Annotated in this window: 20 protein-coding genes and 1 other annotated feature; of the genes, 5 read left to right on the top strand and 15 right to left on the bottom strand. The window is 43.3% G+C overall.

The annotated features are described in order from the left end of the window. Positions 1-28: 28 nt before the first annotated feature. On the bottom strand, positions 29-1,141 hold the full coding sequence (locus OTG27_RS16050; protein WP_063575518.1) for a PucR family transcriptional regulator: 1,113 nt from the start codon (positions 1,139-1,141) through the stop codon (positions 29-31). A 73-nt stretch (positions 1,142-1,214) separates the two neighbouring features. Continuing rightward, the gene (locus OTG27_RS16045; RefSeq protein ID WP_268937412.1) at positions 1,215-2,903 is read right to left on the bottom strand and encodes an L-lactate permease; all 1,689 of its coding nucleotides are present in this window, start codon (positions 2,901-2,903) and stop codon (positions 1,215-1,217) included. 256 nt (positions 2,904-3,159) lie between these two features. Between OTG27_RS16045 and OTG27_RS16040 the strand changes: the two genes are divergently transcribed. The 4 genes from OTG27_RS16040 (at position 3,160) to OTG27_RS16025 (ending at position 6,941) form a co-directional block, all read left to right on the top strand. Next, a complete protein-coding gene (locus OTG27_RS16040; protein ID WP_307730099.1) occupies positions 3,160-3,891 on the top strand; it encodes a FadR/GntR family transcriptional regulator in 732 nt (243 codons plus the stop codon). A gap of 181 nt (positions 3,892-4,072) precedes the next feature. Next, positions 4,073-4,789 (top strand): (Fe-S)-binding protein, encoded by a 717-nt coding sequence (locus OTG27_RS16035; RefSeq protein ID WP_057276687.1) that lies wholly within the window; start codon positions 4,073-4,075, stop codon positions 4,787-4,789. Positions 4,790-4,812: 23 nt separating this feature from the next. Beyond that, positions 4,813-6,243 carry a LutB/LldF family L-lactate oxidation iron-sulfur protein gene (locus OTG27_RS16030; RefSeq protein WP_268937411.1) on the top strand — a complete coding sequence of 477 codons (1,431 nt, stop codon included), beginning with the start codon at positions 4,813-4,815 and terminating at the stop codon, positions 6,241-6,243. Next, the gene (locus OTG27_RS16025; RefSeq protein WP_268937453.1) at positions 6,237-6,941 is read left to right on the top strand and encodes a LutC/YkgG family protein; all 705 of its coding nucleotides are present in this window, start codon (positions 6,237-6,239) and stop codon (positions 6,939-6,941) included. The genes OTG27_RS16030 and OTG27_RS16025 overlap by 7 nt, the downstream gene beginning before the upstream one ends. A gap of 61 nt (positions 6,942-7,002) precedes the next feature. Here the strand turns inward: OTG27_RS16025 and OTG27_RS16020 are convergent, their stop codons facing one another. Continuing rightward, complete coding sequence (locus OTG27_RS16020) at positions 7,003-8,088, bottom strand: M42 family metallopeptidase (RefSeq protein ID WP_095679817.1); 1,086 nt, start codon at positions 8,086-8,088, stop codon at positions 7,003-7,005. A gap of 64 nt (positions 8,089-8,152) precedes the next feature. Continuing rightward, a complete protein-coding gene (locus OTG27_RS16015) occupies positions 8,153-8,641 on the bottom strand; it encodes a dUTP diphosphatase (protein ID WP_063577659.1) in 489 nt (162 codons plus the stop codon). Positions 8,642-8,751: 110 nt separating this feature from the next. Between OTG27_RS16015 and OTG27_RS16010 the strand changes: the two genes are divergently transcribed. Continuing rightward, positions 8,752-9,132 carry a hypothetical protein gene (locus tag OTG27_RS16010; protein WP_048681192.1) on the top strand — a complete coding sequence of 127 codons (381 nt, stop codon included), beginning with the start codon at positions 8,752-8,754 and terminating at the stop codon, positions 9,130-9,132. A 52-nt stretch (positions 9,133-9,184) separates the two neighbouring features. Here OTG27_RS16010 and OTG27_RS16005 read toward each other — a convergent pair whose 3' ends face one another. From OTG27_RS16005 to OTG27_RS15955, 11 genes are all read right to left on the bottom strand, one after another. Beyond that, the gene (locus OTG27_RS16005) at positions 9,185-9,754 is read right to left on the bottom strand and encodes a TVP38/TMEM64 family protein (RefSeq protein ID WP_034309063.1); all 570 of its coding nucleotides are present in this window, start codon (positions 9,752-9,754) and stop codon (positions 9,185-9,187) included. A 60-nt stretch (positions 9,755-9,814) separates the two neighbouring features. After that, positions 9,815-10,090: a DUF1294 domain-containing protein gene (locus OTG27_RS16000; RefSeq protein ID WP_057276692.1), complete on the bottom strand. Its 276-nt coding sequence runs from the start codon at positions 10,088-10,090 to the stop codon at positions 9,815-9,817. Positions 10,091-10,158: 68 nt separating this feature from the next. After that, positions 10,159-10,518 carry a 50S ribosomal protein L20 gene (gene rplT, locus OTG27_RS15995; protein ID WP_034309067.1) on the bottom strand — a complete coding sequence of 120 codons (360 nt, stop codon included), beginning with the start codon at positions 10,516-10,518 and terminating at the stop codon, positions 10,159-10,161. A 35-nt stretch (positions 10,519-10,553) separates the two neighbouring features. After that, on the bottom strand, positions 10,554-10,754 hold the full coding sequence (gene rpmI, locus OTG27_RS15990) for a 50S ribosomal protein L35 (protein WP_034309070.1): 201 nt from the start codon (positions 10,752-10,754) through the stop codon (positions 10,554-10,556). Positions 10,755-10,788: 34 nt separating this feature from the next. Then, complete coding sequence (gene infC / locus OTG27_RS15985; RefSeq protein WP_034309072.1) at positions 10,789-11,289, bottom strand: translation initiation factor IF-3; 501 nt, start codon at positions 11,287-11,289, stop codon at positions 10,789-10,791. A 98-nt stretch (positions 11,290-11,387) separates the two neighbouring features. Further along, positions 11,388-11,525, bottom strand: a sequence feature (ribosomal protein L20 leader region). Between the two features lie 127 nt (positions 11,526-11,652). Next, complete coding sequence (locus OTG27_RS15980) at positions 11,653-12,147, bottom strand: GNAT family N-acetyltransferase (protein ID WP_268937410.1); 495 nt, start codon at positions 12,145-12,147, stop codon at positions 11,653-11,655. Between the two features lie 53 nt (positions 12,148-12,200). Further along, the gene (locus OTG27_RS15975; protein WP_156404335.1) at positions 12,201-12,371 is read right to left on the bottom strand and encodes a hypothetical protein; all 171 of its coding nucleotides are present in this window, start codon (positions 12,369-12,371) and stop codon (positions 12,201-12,203) included. Positions 12,372-12,477: 106 nt separating this feature from the next. Continuing rightward, positions 12,478-14,409: a threonine--tRNA ligase gene (thrS, locus tag OTG27_RS15970; protein ID WP_230137003.1), complete on the bottom strand. Its 1,932-nt coding sequence runs from the start codon at positions 14,407-14,409 to the stop codon at positions 12,478-12,480. Between the two features lie 391 nt (positions 14,410-14,800). After that, a complete protein-coding gene (gene ytxC / locus OTG27_RS15965) occupies positions 14,801-15,661 on the bottom strand; it encodes a sporulation protein YtxC (RefSeq protein WP_063575509.1) in 861 nt (286 codons plus the stop codon). A 121-nt stretch (positions 15,662-15,782) separates the two neighbouring features. After that, positions 15,783-16,721, bottom strand: coding sequence for a primosomal protein DnaI (dnaI, locus tag OTG27_RS15960; protein ID WP_063575508.1), 939 nt, complete (start codon positions 16,719-16,721; stop codon positions 15,783-15,785). Beyond that, positions 16,708-18,120 (bottom strand): replication initiation and membrane attachment family protein, encoded by a 1,413-nt coding sequence (locus OTG27_RS15955; RefSeq protein ID WP_307730097.1) that lies wholly within the window; start codon positions 18,118-18,120, stop codon positions 16,708-16,710. The genes dnaI and OTG27_RS15955 overlap by 14 nt, the downstream gene beginning before the upstream one ends. Positions 18,121-18,150 lie beyond the last annotated feature (30 nt).

Genomic DNA, 18,150 nt, shown 5'->3' with positions numbered 1-18,150 from the left:
CATATAAAGTTTTGAGCTTTTCATAGAATTAATTTGTATGTTTATCCAATACACTTAAAGCTAGATACATCATGACTAAATCGGCTGGCTTCCTAGGGTTCAGCCGGGTCAAATCCTCAATGCGCTTGAGCCTGTAATGGAGGGTATTGATATGGATATGCAGGGCTCTAGCCGTCTCTTTTAAAGATAGATCACATGCAAAATACATGGAAAGGGTTTTAAGCAGCTCCTCATTAGGTAGCAACTCCTGAATCGTCCGGGATAAATATTCCTGTCTAGTTTCAGCGGTAACTTCATCAAGCAGGACCTCAAGTTTCAAGTCCTCGTCAAATATGATACCTGATGAAGAAGACGCGATTTTCAAGGAACGTTCCGCTTTAAAAAACGCTGGCCTGAAAGCGGATCCTGATGCACGCGAACTAACTCCTGCACACACTTTATAACCCGAACTCTCTTCCAGCTTTTTTTGCAGTTTACTTAGTTTCATATATTGCTGGTTTTTTGAACCGATGAAATCGGCCATTGAAAGAATGACGAATCGGTTCCTCCCCCAACGTACTGCGATGTCATTGGGATGCTGCTGTCTTATGAATATCTGAAGCGTTCTCCATACATGAGGTTCAATGATTTCCTCAGTCTTGAATTCACCAAGGGTGATGATCCGGTCCGCATGAACATCGACCCCAAGTAACTTGGCCTTCTGAAGGAAGTGCTCATTGAACGTCTGCAGCTGATGCCATTCAAATACAAAGAATTCCATCAGACGTGATTGGGATTCTGCTTGTTCAATATGATAGCTTTCCTGAATGAACATCTCCGTCATCTTTTTTAATAGTTCCGCATAAGGGGAAACATGTTTGGGGTCACCTGTAATTCCAATGACACAAACTGCTTCCTGATTAAAGAAAATAGGCAGGTTTATCCCTGCCTTCACTCCTTTCCAACTTCGTTCATCCTGTTTATTGATGATCAATTTCTCACGATTGTTGAAAGCGTGGATGGCTCCTTCATGAAAAGATCCAATACGGCTGCCATCGGTGCTGGCGATAATCATGCCAGCATGGTCAATAATGATGATCTCCTCATCAATCAGTTTTCGAACCTCATGCACCAATTTTCCTGCAACAGCTGCCAATTGCATGATATGTCCTCCTTTTGTGAATGGACTTGAAAATATTTCGAGGCTCCCCGATGAAAAGGGAGCCTCATTCTACTTATGGAATCATCCAGGAAAGGACGCCATTTTGCAAGAAGGTAATCACACAAACAAGCAGCAATAAAAATAAGCTATGTTTAAGCGTGAATCTCAATAATTCCGATTCCCTGCCCGCCAATCCCACGGCAGCACAAGCTATCGCTATCGATTGGGGGGAAATCATCTTTCCGGTGACCCCTCCAGAAGAGTTCGCCGCCAGAGCCAGAACCGGTTCCATCCCCACTTTAAGCGCAGTCACTTTCTGCAGACTGCCAAATAAGAGGTTGGCTGATGTATCCGATCCGGTAATGAACACACCTAGCCAGCCGAGAACAGGTGCGAAGAACGGAAATAAATCACCCGATTTTGCCAGGGTCATCCCTAATGTTGTCGACATGCCTGAAGCATTCGTCACATAAGCAAAAGCAACCACGGTAGAAATCATCAAGATTGGTTTGGCCAACTCTTTCATCGCTTCAACAAAGGTGCCATAAAAGTCTTTTGAAGACATGTGTGCGATGAACTTCGTTACGATGGCAGCCAGTAAAATGGCCGTCCCGGCTGCTCCGAGCAGTTCTATTTTATAAAAAGCCGCAATCGGCAATCCATTACTTCCGATTATCTCATTATGCAGACCTGGAACTTCGATTTGGAAGGTTAATAGTTTCCCGATTTCATTGATTCCGCCAAGCAGCACATTGTTGCCTTTATAATGTCCGGATAGTGCCGGCTTTATTGGGTTCATCCCCCATATTGTGATGAAAAGCGTTAACAGAAGGAATGGTGACCAAGCATGGAATATCTGCCATTTCGTGTATTTTGTTTCCGCTTCGGCTGTATATAATGGCTCGACAGCAGCTGCCGTTTCCTCTGATGCAAAGCGAAAGATCGTCTTAGGTTTCCAGAATTTAAGGAAAATCGCCAATGCAAACAGTGACACTAACGCGGATAGGATGTCGGGTAATTCGGGCCCAAGAAAATTCGAACTTAAGTATTGTGTGATGGCAAAGGAAATTCCGGAAACCAAAATTGCCGGCAAAACCTCAAGCGACCTTTTCCACCCAGTCATGATTAAAATGAGATAAAGCGGAATGAAAGCAGAAAGGAATGGCAATTGGCGGCCGACCATTTTGGAAATCTCCATGGCCGCTATGCCAGTAGGGCCTTCCATGGCGATGATCGGTATTCCGACCGCCCCGAACGCTACCGGAGCGGTATTCGCGATCAAACAAATCCCGGCTGCATATAGCGGATTAAAGCCGAGGCCGACTAAAAGTGCGGCTGAAATGGCGACCGGTGCTCCAAATCCCGCAGCACCTTCTAAAAAGGCCCCGAAAGAAAATGCCACCAATAATGCCTGGAGGCGCCGGTCTTCCGTAAGCGAAAGCACAGAAGAACGAATGATATTGAATTGCCCGCTTTTAACAGTCATCTTGTACAAAAATACGGAAGTGATGATTATCCATCCGATTGGGAGCAGCCCATATACGCCTCCTTGTGAAGCGGACATCACTGCTTTTCCTGCAGGCATCCCATATATCAATACAGCCACTGCAAGAGCTACAAGCAACGTCGTTATACCTGCCATGTAACCTTTCATGCGTTTGATGGTAAGCGCCCAGAAAAAGTAAAGAATTGGAATGATTGCAGCAAGAGATGATAAAACTAAATTATCGGTGATCGGCGTAAAGTTTTGTGTCCATGTCATTCATTTCGACTCCTTTTACTATTGATTTTTTTAAAAAATTCAGAAATCAAACGCTAATTGAAACCCCTTACATATTCAAATATTCAAGGTCATCAGATGACTTGATGAGTACTCATATAAATTAAATGATTGAAAATATAAAAGCAAGATTTTTTTTATTTTTTGTTGATTTTTTAACTCTTCTGGAAGTGTCAAAGATCATTTGTGTTATATAATATTAACTAGAGAAACTCATAGAAAATAGAGGTGCTACTACTTGGTATATAAAAAAATAAAGCCGAAAAAAATTTATGAAGAAGTCAGCGATGAACTTTATGAAATGATTCGGTCAGGCAGCCTGAAACCAGGTGAACAATTGGATTCCATTCAGCAGCTTGCGGAAAATTTCCAAGTCGGGCGCCCGGCCATCCGCGAAGCATTAAGTGCATTGAGTTCAATGGGTCTTATTGAAATAAAACAAGGTGAAGGAACATTCGTCAAAACCTTCGACCCCGCCATCATGAACCACCCCTTGTCTGCCGCCCTTTTGATGGATCAAGACAATATCAAGCATTTACTGGAAGTCCGGAAAATCCTTGAGTCCGGTACGGCGGAAGTGGCAGCGAAGAAGAGAACGGAAGAAAACCTTATCGAACTTAAGGACATGCTTTTTAATATGGAAAAGGTCTCGGATGATGAAGAACTTAGTGATAAAGCGGATATCTCCTTCCATGTTGCCGTGGCAAATGCATCACAAAATGAGCTGCTGATTACATTGATGAATCATGTTTCAGAATTAATGACGGAAAAGATGCGTGATATCCGTCGGGCTGCGCTTTATTCCGAAGAGATGACACTCAAGCAGCTTTACCAGCAGCATGTCAGGATATATGATGCAATCGTGGCACAGGATGAGGACGGAGCCCGCAGTGCCATGCTGTTTCATCTTCAAAGCGTCGAGGAATCGCTGGACCGGGTCATCGAAAAAAATCAGCAAAAGAATCATTGACATTCCTTTAAATTTCAAAAATACCCTATACAAAAAAGGATTAAATTGATATATTATTTTGAAAACGATTACTTCATTTAAAAAATCTTGGAAATTGGTATTTTCTCTTAGCCATTTCCTTTTTCCATTTTCTAGTCATCAGATGACCTGTTAACCTATTTTGAAAAAGGAGGAGTTCAGATTGAAAGTTACTCTCTTTGCAACATGTTTAGTGGATTTGTTTCAATCCAATGTCGGCAAAGCGACAGTGGAGCTACTCGAGAGATTAGGCTGTGAGATCGATTTCCCGGAGTCCCAGATATGCTGCGGACAGCCGGCATATAATAGCGGGTATACGAAGGAATCGAAGGAAGCCATGAAAAAGATGATTAAAACGTTCGCGGATGCTGAATACGTCGTAACCCCTTCCGGTTCCTGTGCAGCGATGTTCAAGGAATATCCGGTACTTTTCAAAGGTGATGCCGTATGGGAAAAGAAAGCGGCATCATTAGCGGCTAAAACATATGAATTGTCCCAATTCATCGTGGATGTCTTAAAAGTTACCGACGTCGGGGCTACCCTCAAGGGAAAGGCCACTTATCATACTTCATGCCATATGACACGGCTGCTTAAGGTGAAGGAAGCACCTGCCATTTTATTAAGCCATGTCAGGGGGCTGGAAATGACACCACTTCCGGATGCCCAAAACTGCTGCGGGTTCGGGGGGACCTTTTCGGTTAAGATGGGTGACATTTCCGGACAAATGGTCGAGGAGAAGGTATGCAATATTGAAGAAACCGGTGCCGACTTTTTAATCGGCGGGGATGCAGGATGTTTGATGAATATCGGCGGACGGATCCAAAGGAAGGGGCAACCGGTGAAGGTCCTTCACATTGCGGAAGTCCTGAATAGCATTTAAAGAAAGCGAGGAGGGAAAAACTTATGGCTATGAAAACCAGCTTTGCCAAATTTAAAGACCGGGTGGATGAAGGAATACATAATGACTTTATGCGATTGGCCGTATCCAGTGCCCAAGAACGATTACACGGACGGCGGCTGACTGCCGTTGATGAATTAGGAAGCTGGGAGGATTGGCGTTCTCTTGGGGAAGAAATTCGGCAGCATGTGCTCAGTAACCTTGATTTCTATTTGCACCAGCTTGCCGAAAACGTTTCGAAAAGGGGCGGTCATGTCTTCTTCGCTGAAACCGCTGAACAAGCAAGCGGCTACATTAAGGATGTCATTGTAAAAAATAATGCCAAAAAGGTCGTTAAATCCAAATCGATGGTCACGGAAGAGATCAATTTGAATGCAACTCTTGAGGCGGTTGGCCTCGATGTCGTTGAAACGGACCTTGGAGAATACATTTTACAAGTGGATGATCATGATCCCCCTTCCCATATCGTCGCACCTGCGCTCCATAAAAATAAAGAACAGATCAGGGATGTTTTTAAAGAAAAGCTTGCCTATACGCAAACCGAAAAACCGGAAGAGCTTACCGCCCATGTACGAGGCATTCTGCGGAAAGATTTCTTAAGCGCCGATGTGGGCATTACCGGCTGTAATTTTGCGATTGCGGAAACGGGCTCGATCGGATTGGTGACGAATGAAGGAAATGCCGATTTGGTCACTGCCCTCCCAAAAACGCAAATCACCGTGATGGGAATGGAACGGCTTGTGCCTACATTCGATGAATTCGAAGTCCTTGTCAGTTTATTGACAAGAAGCGCTGTCGGCCAAAGATTGACCAGTTACATCACCGCACTTACCGGTCCGCGTGATGAAGGTGATGTAGACGGACCCGAGGAGTTTCACCTTGTGATCGTGGATAATGGACGCTCCTCCATCTTAGGAACTGAGTTTCAATCCGTTCTTCAATGTATTCGCTGTGCTGCCTGTATAAATGTCTGCCCGGTCTATCGCCAGGTTGGCGGTCATTCATATGGTTCAATTTACCCCGGACCAATCGGCGCTGTGCTTTCACCCTTACTCGGAGGATATGATGATTTCAAGGAACTGCCGTATGCCTCCACTCTTTGTGCAGCCTGTACAGATGCCTGTCCGGTAAAGATCCCTCTCCACGATTTACTGAGGAAACATCGTGAAGTCATCGTTGAAAAGGAAAAAATGGCGCCGTTTTCAGAAAAGATGGCCATGAAGGCCTTTGGGATTGGTGCGGCATCGCCTATGCTTTATAAATTCGGCTCCAAAATGGCCCCATCAGCGATGTCACCTTTTAAAACGGGGGATATCATCTCGAAAGGCCCGGGACCGCTCAAAACTTGGACAGAAAGCCGCGAGTTCCCTGCTCCAGGGAAAGAGAGCTTTCGGGACTGGTTCAAAAATCGGGAAAAAGGAGGGAAACCATCATGAATGGAACCATCCATAATGAAGGGACATTTTTAAACAATATAGCCAAAAACCTGGGAAGGGCTCCTATTACGGAAGGCATCTCCGTTCCGGAATGGAAGCATGCCCCCCAAAAAGAAGTTTTGAAACATGCGACACAAAATGATCTTGTCGCGGAATTGAAGGAGCAATGTAAACGGGTGCATACTCAATTTCACCTTACCGACTCCAAGCAAGTGGTGAATAGCTTAACAAAGGTGATCGAGGGACTTGGAAACGGACCTGTGATCATCCCTAAGGACGATCGATTTACCGAGTATGGGTTAGAGGGCATCTTAAAGGAAAATGATGTCCATATATGGGATCACCAAGCCGGGAATGAGAATATCGAAAAAGCAGAATGTGCTAACATCGGAATCACATTCAGTGAGATGACACTAGCAGAATCAGCGACCGTCGTCTTGTTCAGCGACAAGGATCACGGCCGTTCCATCAGCTTCCTTCCTTCCTGCCATGTTTCCATCATTCCGAAAAGCACCATCGTTCCGCGAATGACCCAGGCTGCTGCGGCCATCCGTTCAAAAGTTACCCGGGGCGAAGTCGTTCCTTCCTGCATCAATTTCATAACAGGGCCGAGCAATTCGGCTGATATTGAAATGGACCTTGTCGTCGGCGTCCATGGACCCATCAAAGCCGTCTATATAATTGTCGAAGACAAGTAAAAATAAGAAAAAGAAAATGGAGAGGACCTATATTAGGCCTCTCCATTTTTAACTTACTATATTACTCGTAAATGATCCGATCAACCGCTTCGCGATCGAGGCGTTTAATCACTTCGACAATGAGCTTGACTGCATTCTCATAATCATCCCTGTGAAGCATTGCTGCGTGTGAATGAATGTAGCGTGTGGCAATTGTGATCGCCAGGGCGGGAACACCATTTGCCGTTAAATGGATGGAGCCGGCATCCGTCCCGCCGCCAGGAATCGATTCATATTGATAAGGAATATTCATTTCATCAGCCGTGTCGGTGACGAAATCTCGTAATCCCTTATGTGCCACCATCGATGAATCATAGATGACGATTTGCGGGCCTTCCCCCATCTTGCTCATCGCTTCTTTTTCGGAAACCCCCGGTGTATCACCAGCAATGCCGACATCGACGGCAAAACCGATATCCGGCTGAATTTTGAATGTGGATGTTTTGGAGCCACGCAGGCCGACCTCTTCTTGCACTGCGCCAATTCCATAAACTACGTTAGGATGGTCGCTGTCTTTCAGCTGTTTAAGCACATCAATGGCGATTGCACAGCCAATTCGATTGTCCCAGGCTTTGGCGAGCAGCATCTTTTCATTATTCATAACCGTGAATTCAAAATATGGCACAACCATATCCCCCGGCTTGACGCCCCATTCCTTAACCTCTTCTTTGCTGGATGCACCAATATCAATGAACATATCTTTAATATCAATCGGCTTCTTCCGCGCTTCCGCTGACAGGATATGTGGCGGCTTGGAACCGATAATGCCCGTTATATCACCTTTACCCGTAACGATCGTCACACGCTGGGCCAGCATTACCTGTGACCACCAGCCTCCTACCGGCTGAAAACGCAAAAATCCCTTATCATCAATTTGGGTGATCATGAAACCGACTTCGTCCATATGCCCGGTAACGACGATTTTCGGTCCGTTTTCATCTCCCGTTTTCTTGGCGATCAAACTTCCCAGCCCATCTGTCGATATTTCATCCGCAAATGGTGTTATGTATTCGGTCATCACTTTTCTTACTTCACTTTCATTTCCTGCAATGCCTTTAGCATCCGTTAAGTCAGCAAGCATCTTTAACGTTTCATCCAATTGAGCCATTCCCTTACCTCCTTATAACTTACATTACAAGAATAATTATACAGACAAACGATTTCATAAACAATCAGTAGCCTTGCTTTTGCCTTTCGTAATTGACTTCATTTTTGCTTACATATGCTTTTTCCACATCCGCTGCCGAAAATCCGAGCAACTCCCCTAAATGTAAATACGCAGTAAAAACCTTTTGGTAAGATGAATCTGTCAACTGTGTGCGAAATTCACTGATGTAGCCGTAAATGGCAGTAAATTGAACCGTCAAATCCTCCTGATGCATCTTTAGGGCAGATGGAACTTCCGGTACAAAACCCCGTTCGATCCCGAGTGACAAAATGAAATGAATGCCATCTACATATTCAGCCAAAATCGTTTCTTTATCAGAGGGTCCTTTAAGACTCCAGAATTTAAAACATCTTGTTTCATTGGCAAGCTCTCCAAGCTCCACTAAAAGAGCAAGTATCTTCCGTTCCACCAAGTCTTCCGCACCCAAATCATGCTTGGATTGTATATGCTCATCCAAAGCCGCCTGCATTTCCATTAATTTACTTATGTTCATTTTCATCACTTCTTTCCTTCGTCTTCCCCTAAATTATATCAAATAAATGAAACTTATTAAAAACCCATACGTAAATGAAAGGGAATCACTCTGTTTAAGGAGGTATCTCCATGGTATTGATCATGCGGTTCATTCTTTTGGCTCTCATCATTTTCTTAATCTATACAGTCATTAAATACCTATTTAATCCGAAAAGAAAATTAGAGCTGGCACATGAACAGAAAAAATTCTTTCTGCTCGACGATACAGCCAATATACGAAAGAATTTTTTATTGACGTACAACGGGGTGATGTTTGAAGGGGAAAAGTATTTAGGGACGACGGAACGCTCCTTCGAGGTCATCTCCATCTTCATTTGGCCTAAAAAAGTGGCAGGACTGAAAGGCTTGAAGCGAAATGATTTCTTGAAAATTGAGGCAGCCATAAAAAAACAATACCCGGATGCCGTTATTGATTGGAAGAGCCCGGTCAAGGAGTTCTTACAAAATTGAAAAAATCACGCATAATGAAGAGCCTTGAGGAAAATGGACTCAAGGCTCTATATTAATCATCTGAACGAAAAAATTCCTTCCAGGGGACGACCGTCTGCTTCTCTCTCAATAAATAGATCAATAAGGTTAAGGATAATAAAATGATGACGATCAGCGTGGGACTGAAATCTGCAATATAGTGGCCAAAAACAGTGTATACGAATGCTACAGGAAGATTGGTCATGAAGGATAGGTAAAAATAATTTTTCAGCCCTTTATTGGATTCCAATAAACAAAGCGACAATAAATAAAAGTGTATGAATGGTATTAGCCTGAGTACTGCAATTTGCCGGCTGTTCAGTTTTCGGTTACCAAACAGCTTATTCTTAAGCCGCAGCAGCCTATCCTTTGTTTTCGGAAATTTGCCTATCACGAAATAAAAGGCCATGCTGGAAAGCGTCAAACCGATTACCGAATAGATGGTTCCAAAAGCTGCCCCGAATAATACTCCTCCAGACATGCAAACCACAATGACGGGAATGAATAAAAATTGCCTTAATAAATGAAAAGTGATAAAAATCAACGGTGCAAACACGCTTCCAGATTGAACGTAGCTCATCACAAGTGTCAGTTTATCATTCATGCTCTCCCTCCAGCTACTCTTTGCTGCTTCTACAAGCATATACACTATACGGGCTACTTATTACAATTGAATGAATACCTTAATCAATAAGCCTATCTGCAGAATCATCAATATAGGCAGACCCCACTTAAAAGCGGCATGCTTCGTCTTATGGCGGAATTGCTTCATCCCCAAAAAGGACCCAGTCCCTCCTCCTATGACAGCCCAAAACCAAAGTGTCTTTTCGCTGATCCGGTACTCCCCATTACGCGCTTTCCTTTTGTCGATTCCCATTAAGGCAAAACCGATGATGTTCGTGATGATCATATAAGCAGCAATGAACCATACTCCTTGCATTCCCTTTCCCTCCTTTAAATATGTAAAAAGCCACCCTCTTGAAAAGAGAGTGGCGGTATCAGTCAGACTTATTTGTCTAATTGTTGTTTAGCAGCAGTTGCTAATTGAGCAAAAGCTTGTTCGTCAGCAACAGCAAGATCAGCAAGCATTTTGCGGTTCACTTCGATACCAGCAAGCTTTAGGCCATGCATTAAACGGCTGTAAGAAAGACCGTTGATGCGTGCTGCAGCGTTGATACGAGTGATCCAAAGTTTGCGGAAATCACGTTTCTTTTGACGACGGTCACGGAAAGCATAGTTTCCTGACTTCATTACTTGTTGGTTAGCTACTTTGAAAAGAATATGTTTCGCGCCATAGTAACCTTTAGCTAATTTTATTACCTTTTTACGACGTTTGCGAGTAACAGTACCGCCTTTTACACGTGGCATGTTATTTCCCTCCTATTTAACTCGATAAATCGAACTTATTTAATGTTGTCTAGCATATGACGAATACGTTTGAAGTCACCTTTGCTTACAAGGCTAGCTTTGCGAAGCTTACGCTTTTGCTTAGTAGATTTGTTAGCAAATAAATGGCTTGTGTAAGCGTTAGAACGCTTAAGTTTGCCGGATCCAGTCTTTTTGAAACGTTTAGCAGATCCGCGGTGAGTTTTCATTTTAGGCATAAGGTATTCCTCCTCATTACAAATTACTTTACAATTACTTTTCGTTTTTCGGTGCTAAGATAATGAACATGCTGCGCCCGTCCATTTTTGGGTGTTGCTCGATTGTAGCCACTTCTTTACATGCTTCAGAAAAACGAACGAGTACACGTTGACCAATTTCCTTATGCGTAATGGCACGTCCTTTGAATCGGATAGAAGCTTTTACTTTATCGCCTTTTTCAAGGAATTTAATACCGTTGCGAAGCTTCGTATTGAAATCATGCTCTTCAATCGTCGGGCTCAAACGAACCTCTTTCAGACTGATGACTTTTTGATTTTTACGTGCTTCCTTGTCTTTCTTTTGCTGCTCGAAGCGGTGTTTTCCGTAGTCCATGATCCGGGCTACCGGAGGCTTTGCATTTGCAGCAACTAAAACTAGATCAAGATTTACACGAGCGGCAATTTCCAATGCTTCGAATTTCGTTTTAATTCCAAGTTGTTCTCCGTTTTGGTCAATAAGACGAACTTCACGGGCTCGGATGCCCTCGTTTACCATCGCGTCTTTACTAATAGTTAGCCACCTCCAAAGATATTGGCGAATACGAATATTTGAATAAATTCGGTCACGCTCACAACTCGCTTACAGGATATAATCATAATAAAAAAGTGTGGATGCATGCTGCACCCACACTTGATAGACTCATTCAGAAAGATCCAAATAATCAAATCATGACCTGTTAACTGCATTGTTTGCGTCAACCAGGTGAGAAGCGGGTGCTTCTTCTTTTCATCAAACACGTATTCAATTCACTTTAGAAATATATCATAAACACTGATGACTTGTCAAATGCTAAATTTTATTCGTTTTTCACAACAAAATTAATATTATCAGACATTCAGTTATTTGACAATACGTTTTTTAAAGTAATTTGGACAAAAAATATTCATCATGATACTTTCCATCAAAAAACAGTGATTCCCGCTTTATTCCTTCCTTTTCGAACCCCATCTTATGATACAAGGAAAGCGCAGGGGCGTTGTTTGCAATCACGGACAATTCCAGGCGCCGTATTTCGTTAGTCCGTGCATGCTCCTCCATTTTCTGAAATAGCTTCGTACCGATACCTTTTCCTCTAACCTGTTCATGGATGCCGATGACGATTTTGGCGGAATGCCTCGTTCGGCCCATTTGATTGCCCAATAAGATTAGGTAACCAGTCAACTCATTTCCGCTAGCGGAAACGAGGACAATGGAAGGGGGATTTTTTTCGATTTGCTCCAATTGCTTTTCCATTTGTTTCGCCGTAGCTTTTCTTTCCCCAGGGTTAAACAGCATATACCCGGAATCTTCTACATGCTTGAACAGAGCAGCCAAGTTACCCGCGTCTTTCCTTGAAGCCCTTCTAATCTCCATTTATCCCCATTCCCCCTTTAGTTACAGTCCATACTGGCCGAAGCCATCACATGTTAAGAGTCTTCTTTCGCCTTTTTCTTTTTCTCAATGGTGTCCCAAGAAAATAGGACTATCCAAAAAAGCAGGACCGGGACGATGGCATATTGTCGATAATCATCCAATAACAATAAGATGATGATGACAAGGAATGTCGGTCCGAATAGATAAGTAAATTTCTTTTTCATGCTGCCCCTCCTTTTCATTGCTGTACATATTTTCACATGATGGTTTCATTTTATCATGCCATGATTAAAAAGAGGGACACAACTATATGTGCCCCTCTTTTTGCTATTAACGGCTCACTTCCGCCTTAATCGCTGAAACGAAATCTTCAAATGCGATCGTTTCGGATTTTTGTTCACCGTATTTACGTACATTCACGCTGCCTTCTTTGGCTTCATTGTCTCCAACGACCAGCATATACGGGATTTTTTGCATTTGCGCTTCACGAATTTTGTAACCGATTTTCTCGTCACGTGTATCCAGGTCGACACGAATGCCTTGCGCTTTAAGTTTTTCCTGTACTTCTTTCGCATAATCCAAGTGCACTTCAGGTGAAACCGGGATCACCTGTGCTTGGATAGGTGCAAGCCAAGTAGGGAATGCCCCCTTGTATTCTTCAATCAAGTAAGCGACAAAACGTTCCATTGTGGAAACGACGCCGCGGTGGATAACAACCGGACGGTGCTGCTTGCCGTCCTCACCGACGTAATTAAGGTCAAAACGTTCAGGAAGCAAGAAATCAAGCTGAACAGTGGAAAGCGTTTCATCTTTCCCTAAGGCAGTACGCACCTGAACATCAAGCTTAGGACCGTAGAATGCCGCTTCACCTTCCGCTTCAAAGTAATCAAGACCAAGCTCATCCATGGCGCCTTTTAACATGCTTTGCGCTTTTTCCCACATGTCATCATCATCGAAGTATTTTTCTGTATCCTGAGGATCGCGATAAGACAGACGGAATGAATAATCCTTGATATCGAAGTCTTTATAAACTTCCAGAACAAGGTTCACAACACGCTTGAACTCTTCTTTGATTTGGTCGGGGCGAACGAAAATGTGCGCATCATTCAATGTCATCCCACGTACACGCTGAAGGCCTGAAAGGGCACCTGACATTTCATAGCGGTGCATCAAGCCTAGCTCGGCAATCCGGATTGGCAGTTCGCGATAGCTGTGGATGCTGTTTTTATAGACCATCATGTGATGCGGACAGTTCATCGGACGCAGGACAAGCTGTTCGTTTTCCATCTCCATGACCGGGAACATGCCGTCCTGGTAATGATCCCAGTGTCCGGATGTTTTATAAAGGTCCACGCTTCCCATTACAGGTGTGTAGACATGGTCATAGCCTAAACGTTCTTCCTTATCCACGATATATCTTTCGATTGTACGGCGAATTGTCGCGCCTTTTGGCAACCACATCGGCAGCCCTTGCCCCACTTTCTGTGAGCTCATGAACAAGTTCAATTCTTTGCCGATTTTACGATGGTCACGTTCCTTGGCTTCTTCAAGGAGACGCAGGTGTTCGGCCAAATCTTCTTTTTTATAGAAAGCCGTACCGTAAATGCGTTGAAGCATTTTGTTTTTGCTATCGCCTCTCCAGTATGCTCCAGCGATGCTCAATAGCTTGAATTCTTTGATTTTCCCAGTTGATGGAACATGAATTCCACGACAAAGGTCAAAGAATTCCCCTTGCTCATACAGTGTTACCTGCTGATCGGCAGGAATCGCATCGATCAATTCCAATTTATATTCGTCGCCGATTTCTTTAAAACGGGAAATCGCTTCATCACGACTCACTTCGATGCGGGAGATTGCCAAGTTTTCGTTGACGATTTTTTTCATTTCTTTTTCAATCAATGGAAGGTCTTCGGGAGTCAATGATTCCTCTAGATCCATATCATAATAAAAGCCGCCTTCAATGACTGGCCCTACGCCGAATTTAGCATTTTTGAACAAACGTTTGATCGCTTGTGCCATCAAGTGCGCTGTACTGTGACGCAATACTTCAAGAGCATCCGCTGCGTCCTGTGTGACGATTTCGATTGTACCATCTTGTTCAATCGGACGTTTTAAATCATATAATTCACCATTGAATTTTCCGGCAATGGATTTTTTCCTTAAACCAGGACTGATGGATGCAGCGATGTCTTCAGTTGTTGTGCCTTTAGCAAACTCCTTGACCGCTCCGTCAGGAAAAGATATTTTCAGTAGTTCTGACATTCAGTTTCACTCCTTCTTATTTGTTCGAACAAATTACAGGTTTTTGATTCCATTACAACACAAAAAAAGCCCGCCCCTGTATAAAACAGGGACGAGCTTAGTAATAAATATCATTAACCCGCGGTTCCACCCTCGTTCCAGCTTGCTTTTCACGGCAAAATGGCACTTGTAACTTGGTAACGGCAGCTTCCCGTCAGCTCATATTCGCAGAATGCCTGCTTTCCGAGCCGAAGTTTAAAGGTGGTAAGTGTTCCATGCGAATAGGAAGCTTACAGCCTGTTGGCTTCCCTCTCTGATAATCGGCGACTAGAATACCCTTGTCCTCATCATAACTTTTAGTTTTTTAATAGTATGTAGGAAATTATAATTTGTTATACGTTGAAAATCAAGGTTAATTTTCTTTTTTCCACGAAAGTTCATTCAACTGCATAGAAAATGATGAAAGTGGCAAGATAGTCGCCCGTTCTTCGAAAATCCTTGAAATGGTCTGGATGAGCCCCTCTTCCTTGTCATCGGTATAGATGCACAAGTTTTCAGGAGCAATCGATAAAAGCGGGGCAAGTATCACCGTATCGAGAAAAAGTGAGCTTTTGGCAAGAAGCCTCCTGTCAATCATACTATTGATTTTTGGACGGTCGAGTTTGCTGAATTTCTGATCATAGAAGTGAAAACCGTCCCGGTTGACAAGGTGAAGCTTTCTTAATTTCGTCTCCTGCCCTTGAAGGCAATCACGGAGCGTAGCAATGAAATTTTGATAGTCCTGTTCCAGCTTATATTCATCAATCGCCTTGACGACATACTTTTCCAAAGTGTGCTGAAACGATTTTAAACGGAAGGTCGTAAAAGAATCGAATGAAAAAGATACCTTTCCAGCCAAGATGCTTTGAAGTCCTTCCTCAATCAATCGTTTCTCCGTACTGAATGCTCCATCTTGATTCCTGGCTCTTTCCGCCTCGATGATGGATGATGCAATTTCAATGATGGCTTCAATTTCTTCCCGTTCCCTATAAAAAAATTTACCGACTATAATTTGCTCCAGAACAGGAAGCGTCTTTTCTTCCAATAAAAAAGAATGGAATGCATCACGAAGCAGAATTAGCCATTCATCACCTGAAGATTCCGTTATATCCACGTGCATGCCTTGTTGCGGAATAAATCGAATATATGCTTGAAATTCTGCCCCCAGTGGATGGACAGAAACGAAATTCAGTAATTTCATTGCCTCTGAATCGTTTTGAAACAAAATTTGCACTACGACATCCCCCCTTCCCCCTTGCTTCTTTTTTCATGTATATGGGGATGGGGACGTGTTTAGAAGTAGGATGGGCCTTGTAAGAAGAAAAAAGTGACCTCCATTAAGAGACCACTTTTCTTCATCTTCTCCGATTCACGCCATCAAGCTTGACCGGCTCAGCTAAATATTGAATTCTTTCCAGTACCCGGGCCGCCTTCACTTCTTCTTTCTCACCGCGCTGTGAAAAGGTCAGGTGGTTCTCCAGGCCATTCATATCAAAATTCGAAGTGAAAAATGTCGGCAGGTTTTCCAGCATCCTAAATTGCAAAATCGGACCAAAAACCTCATCGCGTCCCCAGCTCGTCATGGATTCCGCTCCAATATCATCAAGCATGAGGATAGGTGCCGTTTTCACCATTTCAATTTTTTCATTGACCGTATTATCACCTATCGATCCCTTAAGTTCCCTCAAATAGTCAGGTACATAGACTATAAGGGAGGAAATTTGCCTTTTTGCAAGTTCATTGGCGATAGCACCTAATAAGTACGTTTTCCCAACACCGAATTTCCCATATATATACAAGCCTTTTTGCCTTTTACCCGGCTCATATTCCATAATGAACGACATCGCTTTACTTAGGACAGACAAGCGTTTGTTTTCATTATCCGTTTGGGTAAAATCTTCAATGCTGGCCTTTAAAATATCCTTCGGTACATACAGGCTGCGGATCAGCTTTTCTCGTTTCCGCTTTTCATCCTCTGCCAATTTCCTCGGGCAGACTTCATAATGCAGGTTCAGGGCTTTTCCTTGCACCACCAATTTAGGATAATACCCTTGCATCATATTGATGCAGCCATCCAAGCTCGGACATTTATCACACTTATTGCTCTGTGAAGTGAACTCATAAAGCTTCCCCAAGTTTTTATCAATCATTTCCTTCGTGACCGTCGAGCTGTTGGCATTCATGAATAACCGCACTTGTTCGTTTTCAAAAATCTCCTGTTTCAGCTTTTCATAACGCTGTTGAAATTGATTTGTATTGGCCAATTTATTAAGGGACCTATTAATCTTTTCCATCGTTCATTTCACCTCCCGCTTTCCACAGCTTCCATTTCTCCAGAAGTTCGCGTTTTTGGGCATCCAATTCAGGCTGATCCTCATTCTGCTCCTGCTGTGCTTCTTCTTTTTTCCCAAGCCACTCAGGAACCACTTCTTCCCGTATCGCCTTTTTCCGGCTGCCCTTCGCAGCATTCCTGCTTCCTTGAGCCCAGTCCTGATATTTCCTATGTTCATTTTTGGCCAGTTCCATCGCCTCGACGACTGTTGAGACCTTTAGCCGTGCCCAATGGCCTGCCAGCTTTTCCACATAACCTTTCGTGAACTTCATATCCGTTTTGAGCATGACATATTCAATCAAGACATTGACGACACCCGGATTCAGCTTTTGGTTGATCATCACGCCCTCAACCACTTTCAAATCACCGCTTGACGGCTCTGCACCGCCAGACAATTGCATCAGCCGCTCCCTCGGGGAAATCGTCTCCAAATGACGGATTAACTCTTGTTCCTTTGTTTTCGGTTCTTCTTTTTGTGTCCGTTCACGAATTGGCTGCACCCGATTGACAAGGGAAGGCATATCGGCCTGCCGTTCGATCTGGTACCAGTCCCTTGCCGCCTTTCTAAGCAATTCCTCATCAATCTCATCATCCAATGAAACGGCATCCATTACTAGTTTTTGCATTTCCAGCGGATCAATGCCATATAAAAAAGCGAGTTTGGCAATCGTACTTTTTATTTTAGGAGTAAAAGCCTTTTTCGGCACGATCGAGGATTTCATCCCGGCAAATAAAAGGTCAAAATCGAATAAGTCATCAAACCCCGACGGCTCAACGCCTTCCGCCCGATCGATGTATTGCTGTTCAGGCACCGGTTTCCATTCGTTTTTCGCTTCATCCGTTACATATAAAGAGTCCAAATGGTCTGATGAGAATACTTCCGCAAAAGATTTAGTCACACCTTCATATTGATCGGTTAAGATATGGTCATCACAAAAGAACCTCTTTAACCGGTTGAATTGAGCTTTACCGATTTTTTTGTATAAGTAGATATTCAGCATTCCATCCGTGAAAAACTGCTGGGGTGAAAGCGGCGGGTTTAACTCATAAATGAATTCCTTCGTTTCATTTTTCGATTTCTTATATACATTCAACAGGCCGATTCCTTCAAGTAAAAGGCGTGCTTCGTAAATATCACCTAACTTAAGGCCGATGGTATTCATTAATTGATAATGCGAGGAGGTTTCCGACCATAGCCTGTTTTCCTCCAACTCACTCCATAACGTCATATATAGGCTAATGCAGATAGGTCCAATAAGAGGTTGATATAGTCGGGTAAGTATTTTCCGATCATAATCATGAAGCAGCCCCGCAGATGAGACCAAATATGAATCAGCTGGGAGCAATTCTTGCCAATGCATTGACATCTCCATTCAAACCTTTCAAAAGAT

It is taken from the genome of Peribacillus sp. AS_2 (genome assembly GCF_026891895.1).
Taxonomy (GTDB): domain Bacteria; phylum Bacillota; class Bacilli; order Bacillales; family DSM-1321; genus Peribacillus; species Peribacillus frigoritolerans.
The sequence above is the reverse complement of the archived record's forward strand: the minus strand, read 5'-3'. Positions and strand labels throughout refer to the sequence as shown.

What these genes read in the sequence shown, in the direction of transcription:
- OTG27_RS16010 (WP_048681192.1), top strand. Translation starts at nt 8,752, where the DNA reads ATGGTATTGATCATGCGGTTCATTCTTTTGGCTCTCATCATTTTCTTA.
- OTG27_RS16015 (WP_063577659.1), bottom strand. Translation starts at nt 8,641, where the DNA reads ATGAACATAAGTAAATTAATGGAAATGCAGGCGGCTTTGGATGAGCAT.
- OTG27_RS16030 (WP_268937411.1), top strand. Translation starts at nt 4,813, where the DNA reads ATGGCTATGAAAACCAGCTTTGCCAAATTTAAAGACCGGGTGGATGAA.
- infC (WP_034309072.1), bottom strand. Translation starts at nt 11,289, where the DNA reads ATGGTAAACGAGGGCATCCGAGCCCGTGAAGTTCGTCTTATTGACCAA.
- OTG27_RS15980 (WP_268937410.1), bottom strand. Translation starts at nt 12,147, where the DNA reads ATGGAGATTAGAAGGGCTTCAAGGAAAGACGCGGGTAACTTGGCTGCT.
- OTG27_RS15955 (WP_307730097.1), bottom strand. Translation starts at nt 18,120, where the DNA reads ATGCATTGGCAAGAATTGCTCCCAGCTGATTCATATTTGGTCTCATCT.
- OTG27_RS16020 (WP_095679817.1), bottom strand. Translation starts at nt 8,088, where the DNA reads ATGGCTCAATTGGATGAAACGTTAAAGATGCTTGCTGACTTAACGGAT.
- thrS (WP_230137003.1), bottom strand. Translation starts at nt 14,409, where the DNA reads ATGTCAGAACTACTGAAAATATCTTTTCCTGACGGAGCGGTCAAGGAG.
- rplT (WP_034309067.1), bottom strand. Translation starts at nt 10,518, where the DNA reads ATGCCACGTGTAAAAGGCGGTACTGTTACTCGCAAACGTCGTAAAAAG.
- OTG27_RS15975 (WP_156404335.1), bottom strand. Translation starts at nt 12,371, where the DNA reads ATGAAAAAGAAATTTACTTATCTATTCGGACCGACATTCCTTGTCATC.
- OTG27_RS16005 (WP_034309063.1), bottom strand. Translation starts at nt 9,754, where the DNA reads ATGAATGATAAACTGACACTTGTGATGAGCTACGTTCAATCTGGAAGC.
- OTG27_RS16050 (WP_063575518.1), bottom strand. Translation starts at nt 1,141, where the DNA reads ATGCAATTGGCAGCTGTTGCAGGAAAATTGGTGCATGAGGTTCGAAAA.
- dnaI (WP_063575508.1), bottom strand. Translation starts at nt 16,721, where the DNA reads ATGGAAAAGATTAATAGGTCCCTTAATAAATTGGCCAATACAAATCAA.
- OTG27_RS16000 (WP_057276692.1), bottom strand. Translation starts at nt 10,090, where the DNA reads ATGCAAGGAGTATGGTTCATTGCTGCTTATATGATCATCACGAACATC.
- rpmI (WP_034309070.1), bottom strand. Translation starts at nt 10,754, where the DNA reads ATGCCTAAAATGAAAACTCACCGCGGATCTGCTAAACGTTTCAAAAAG.
- OTG27_RS16045 (WP_268937412.1), bottom strand. Translation starts at nt 2,903, where the DNA reads ATGACATGGACACAAAACTTTACGCCGATCACCGATAATTTAGTTTTA.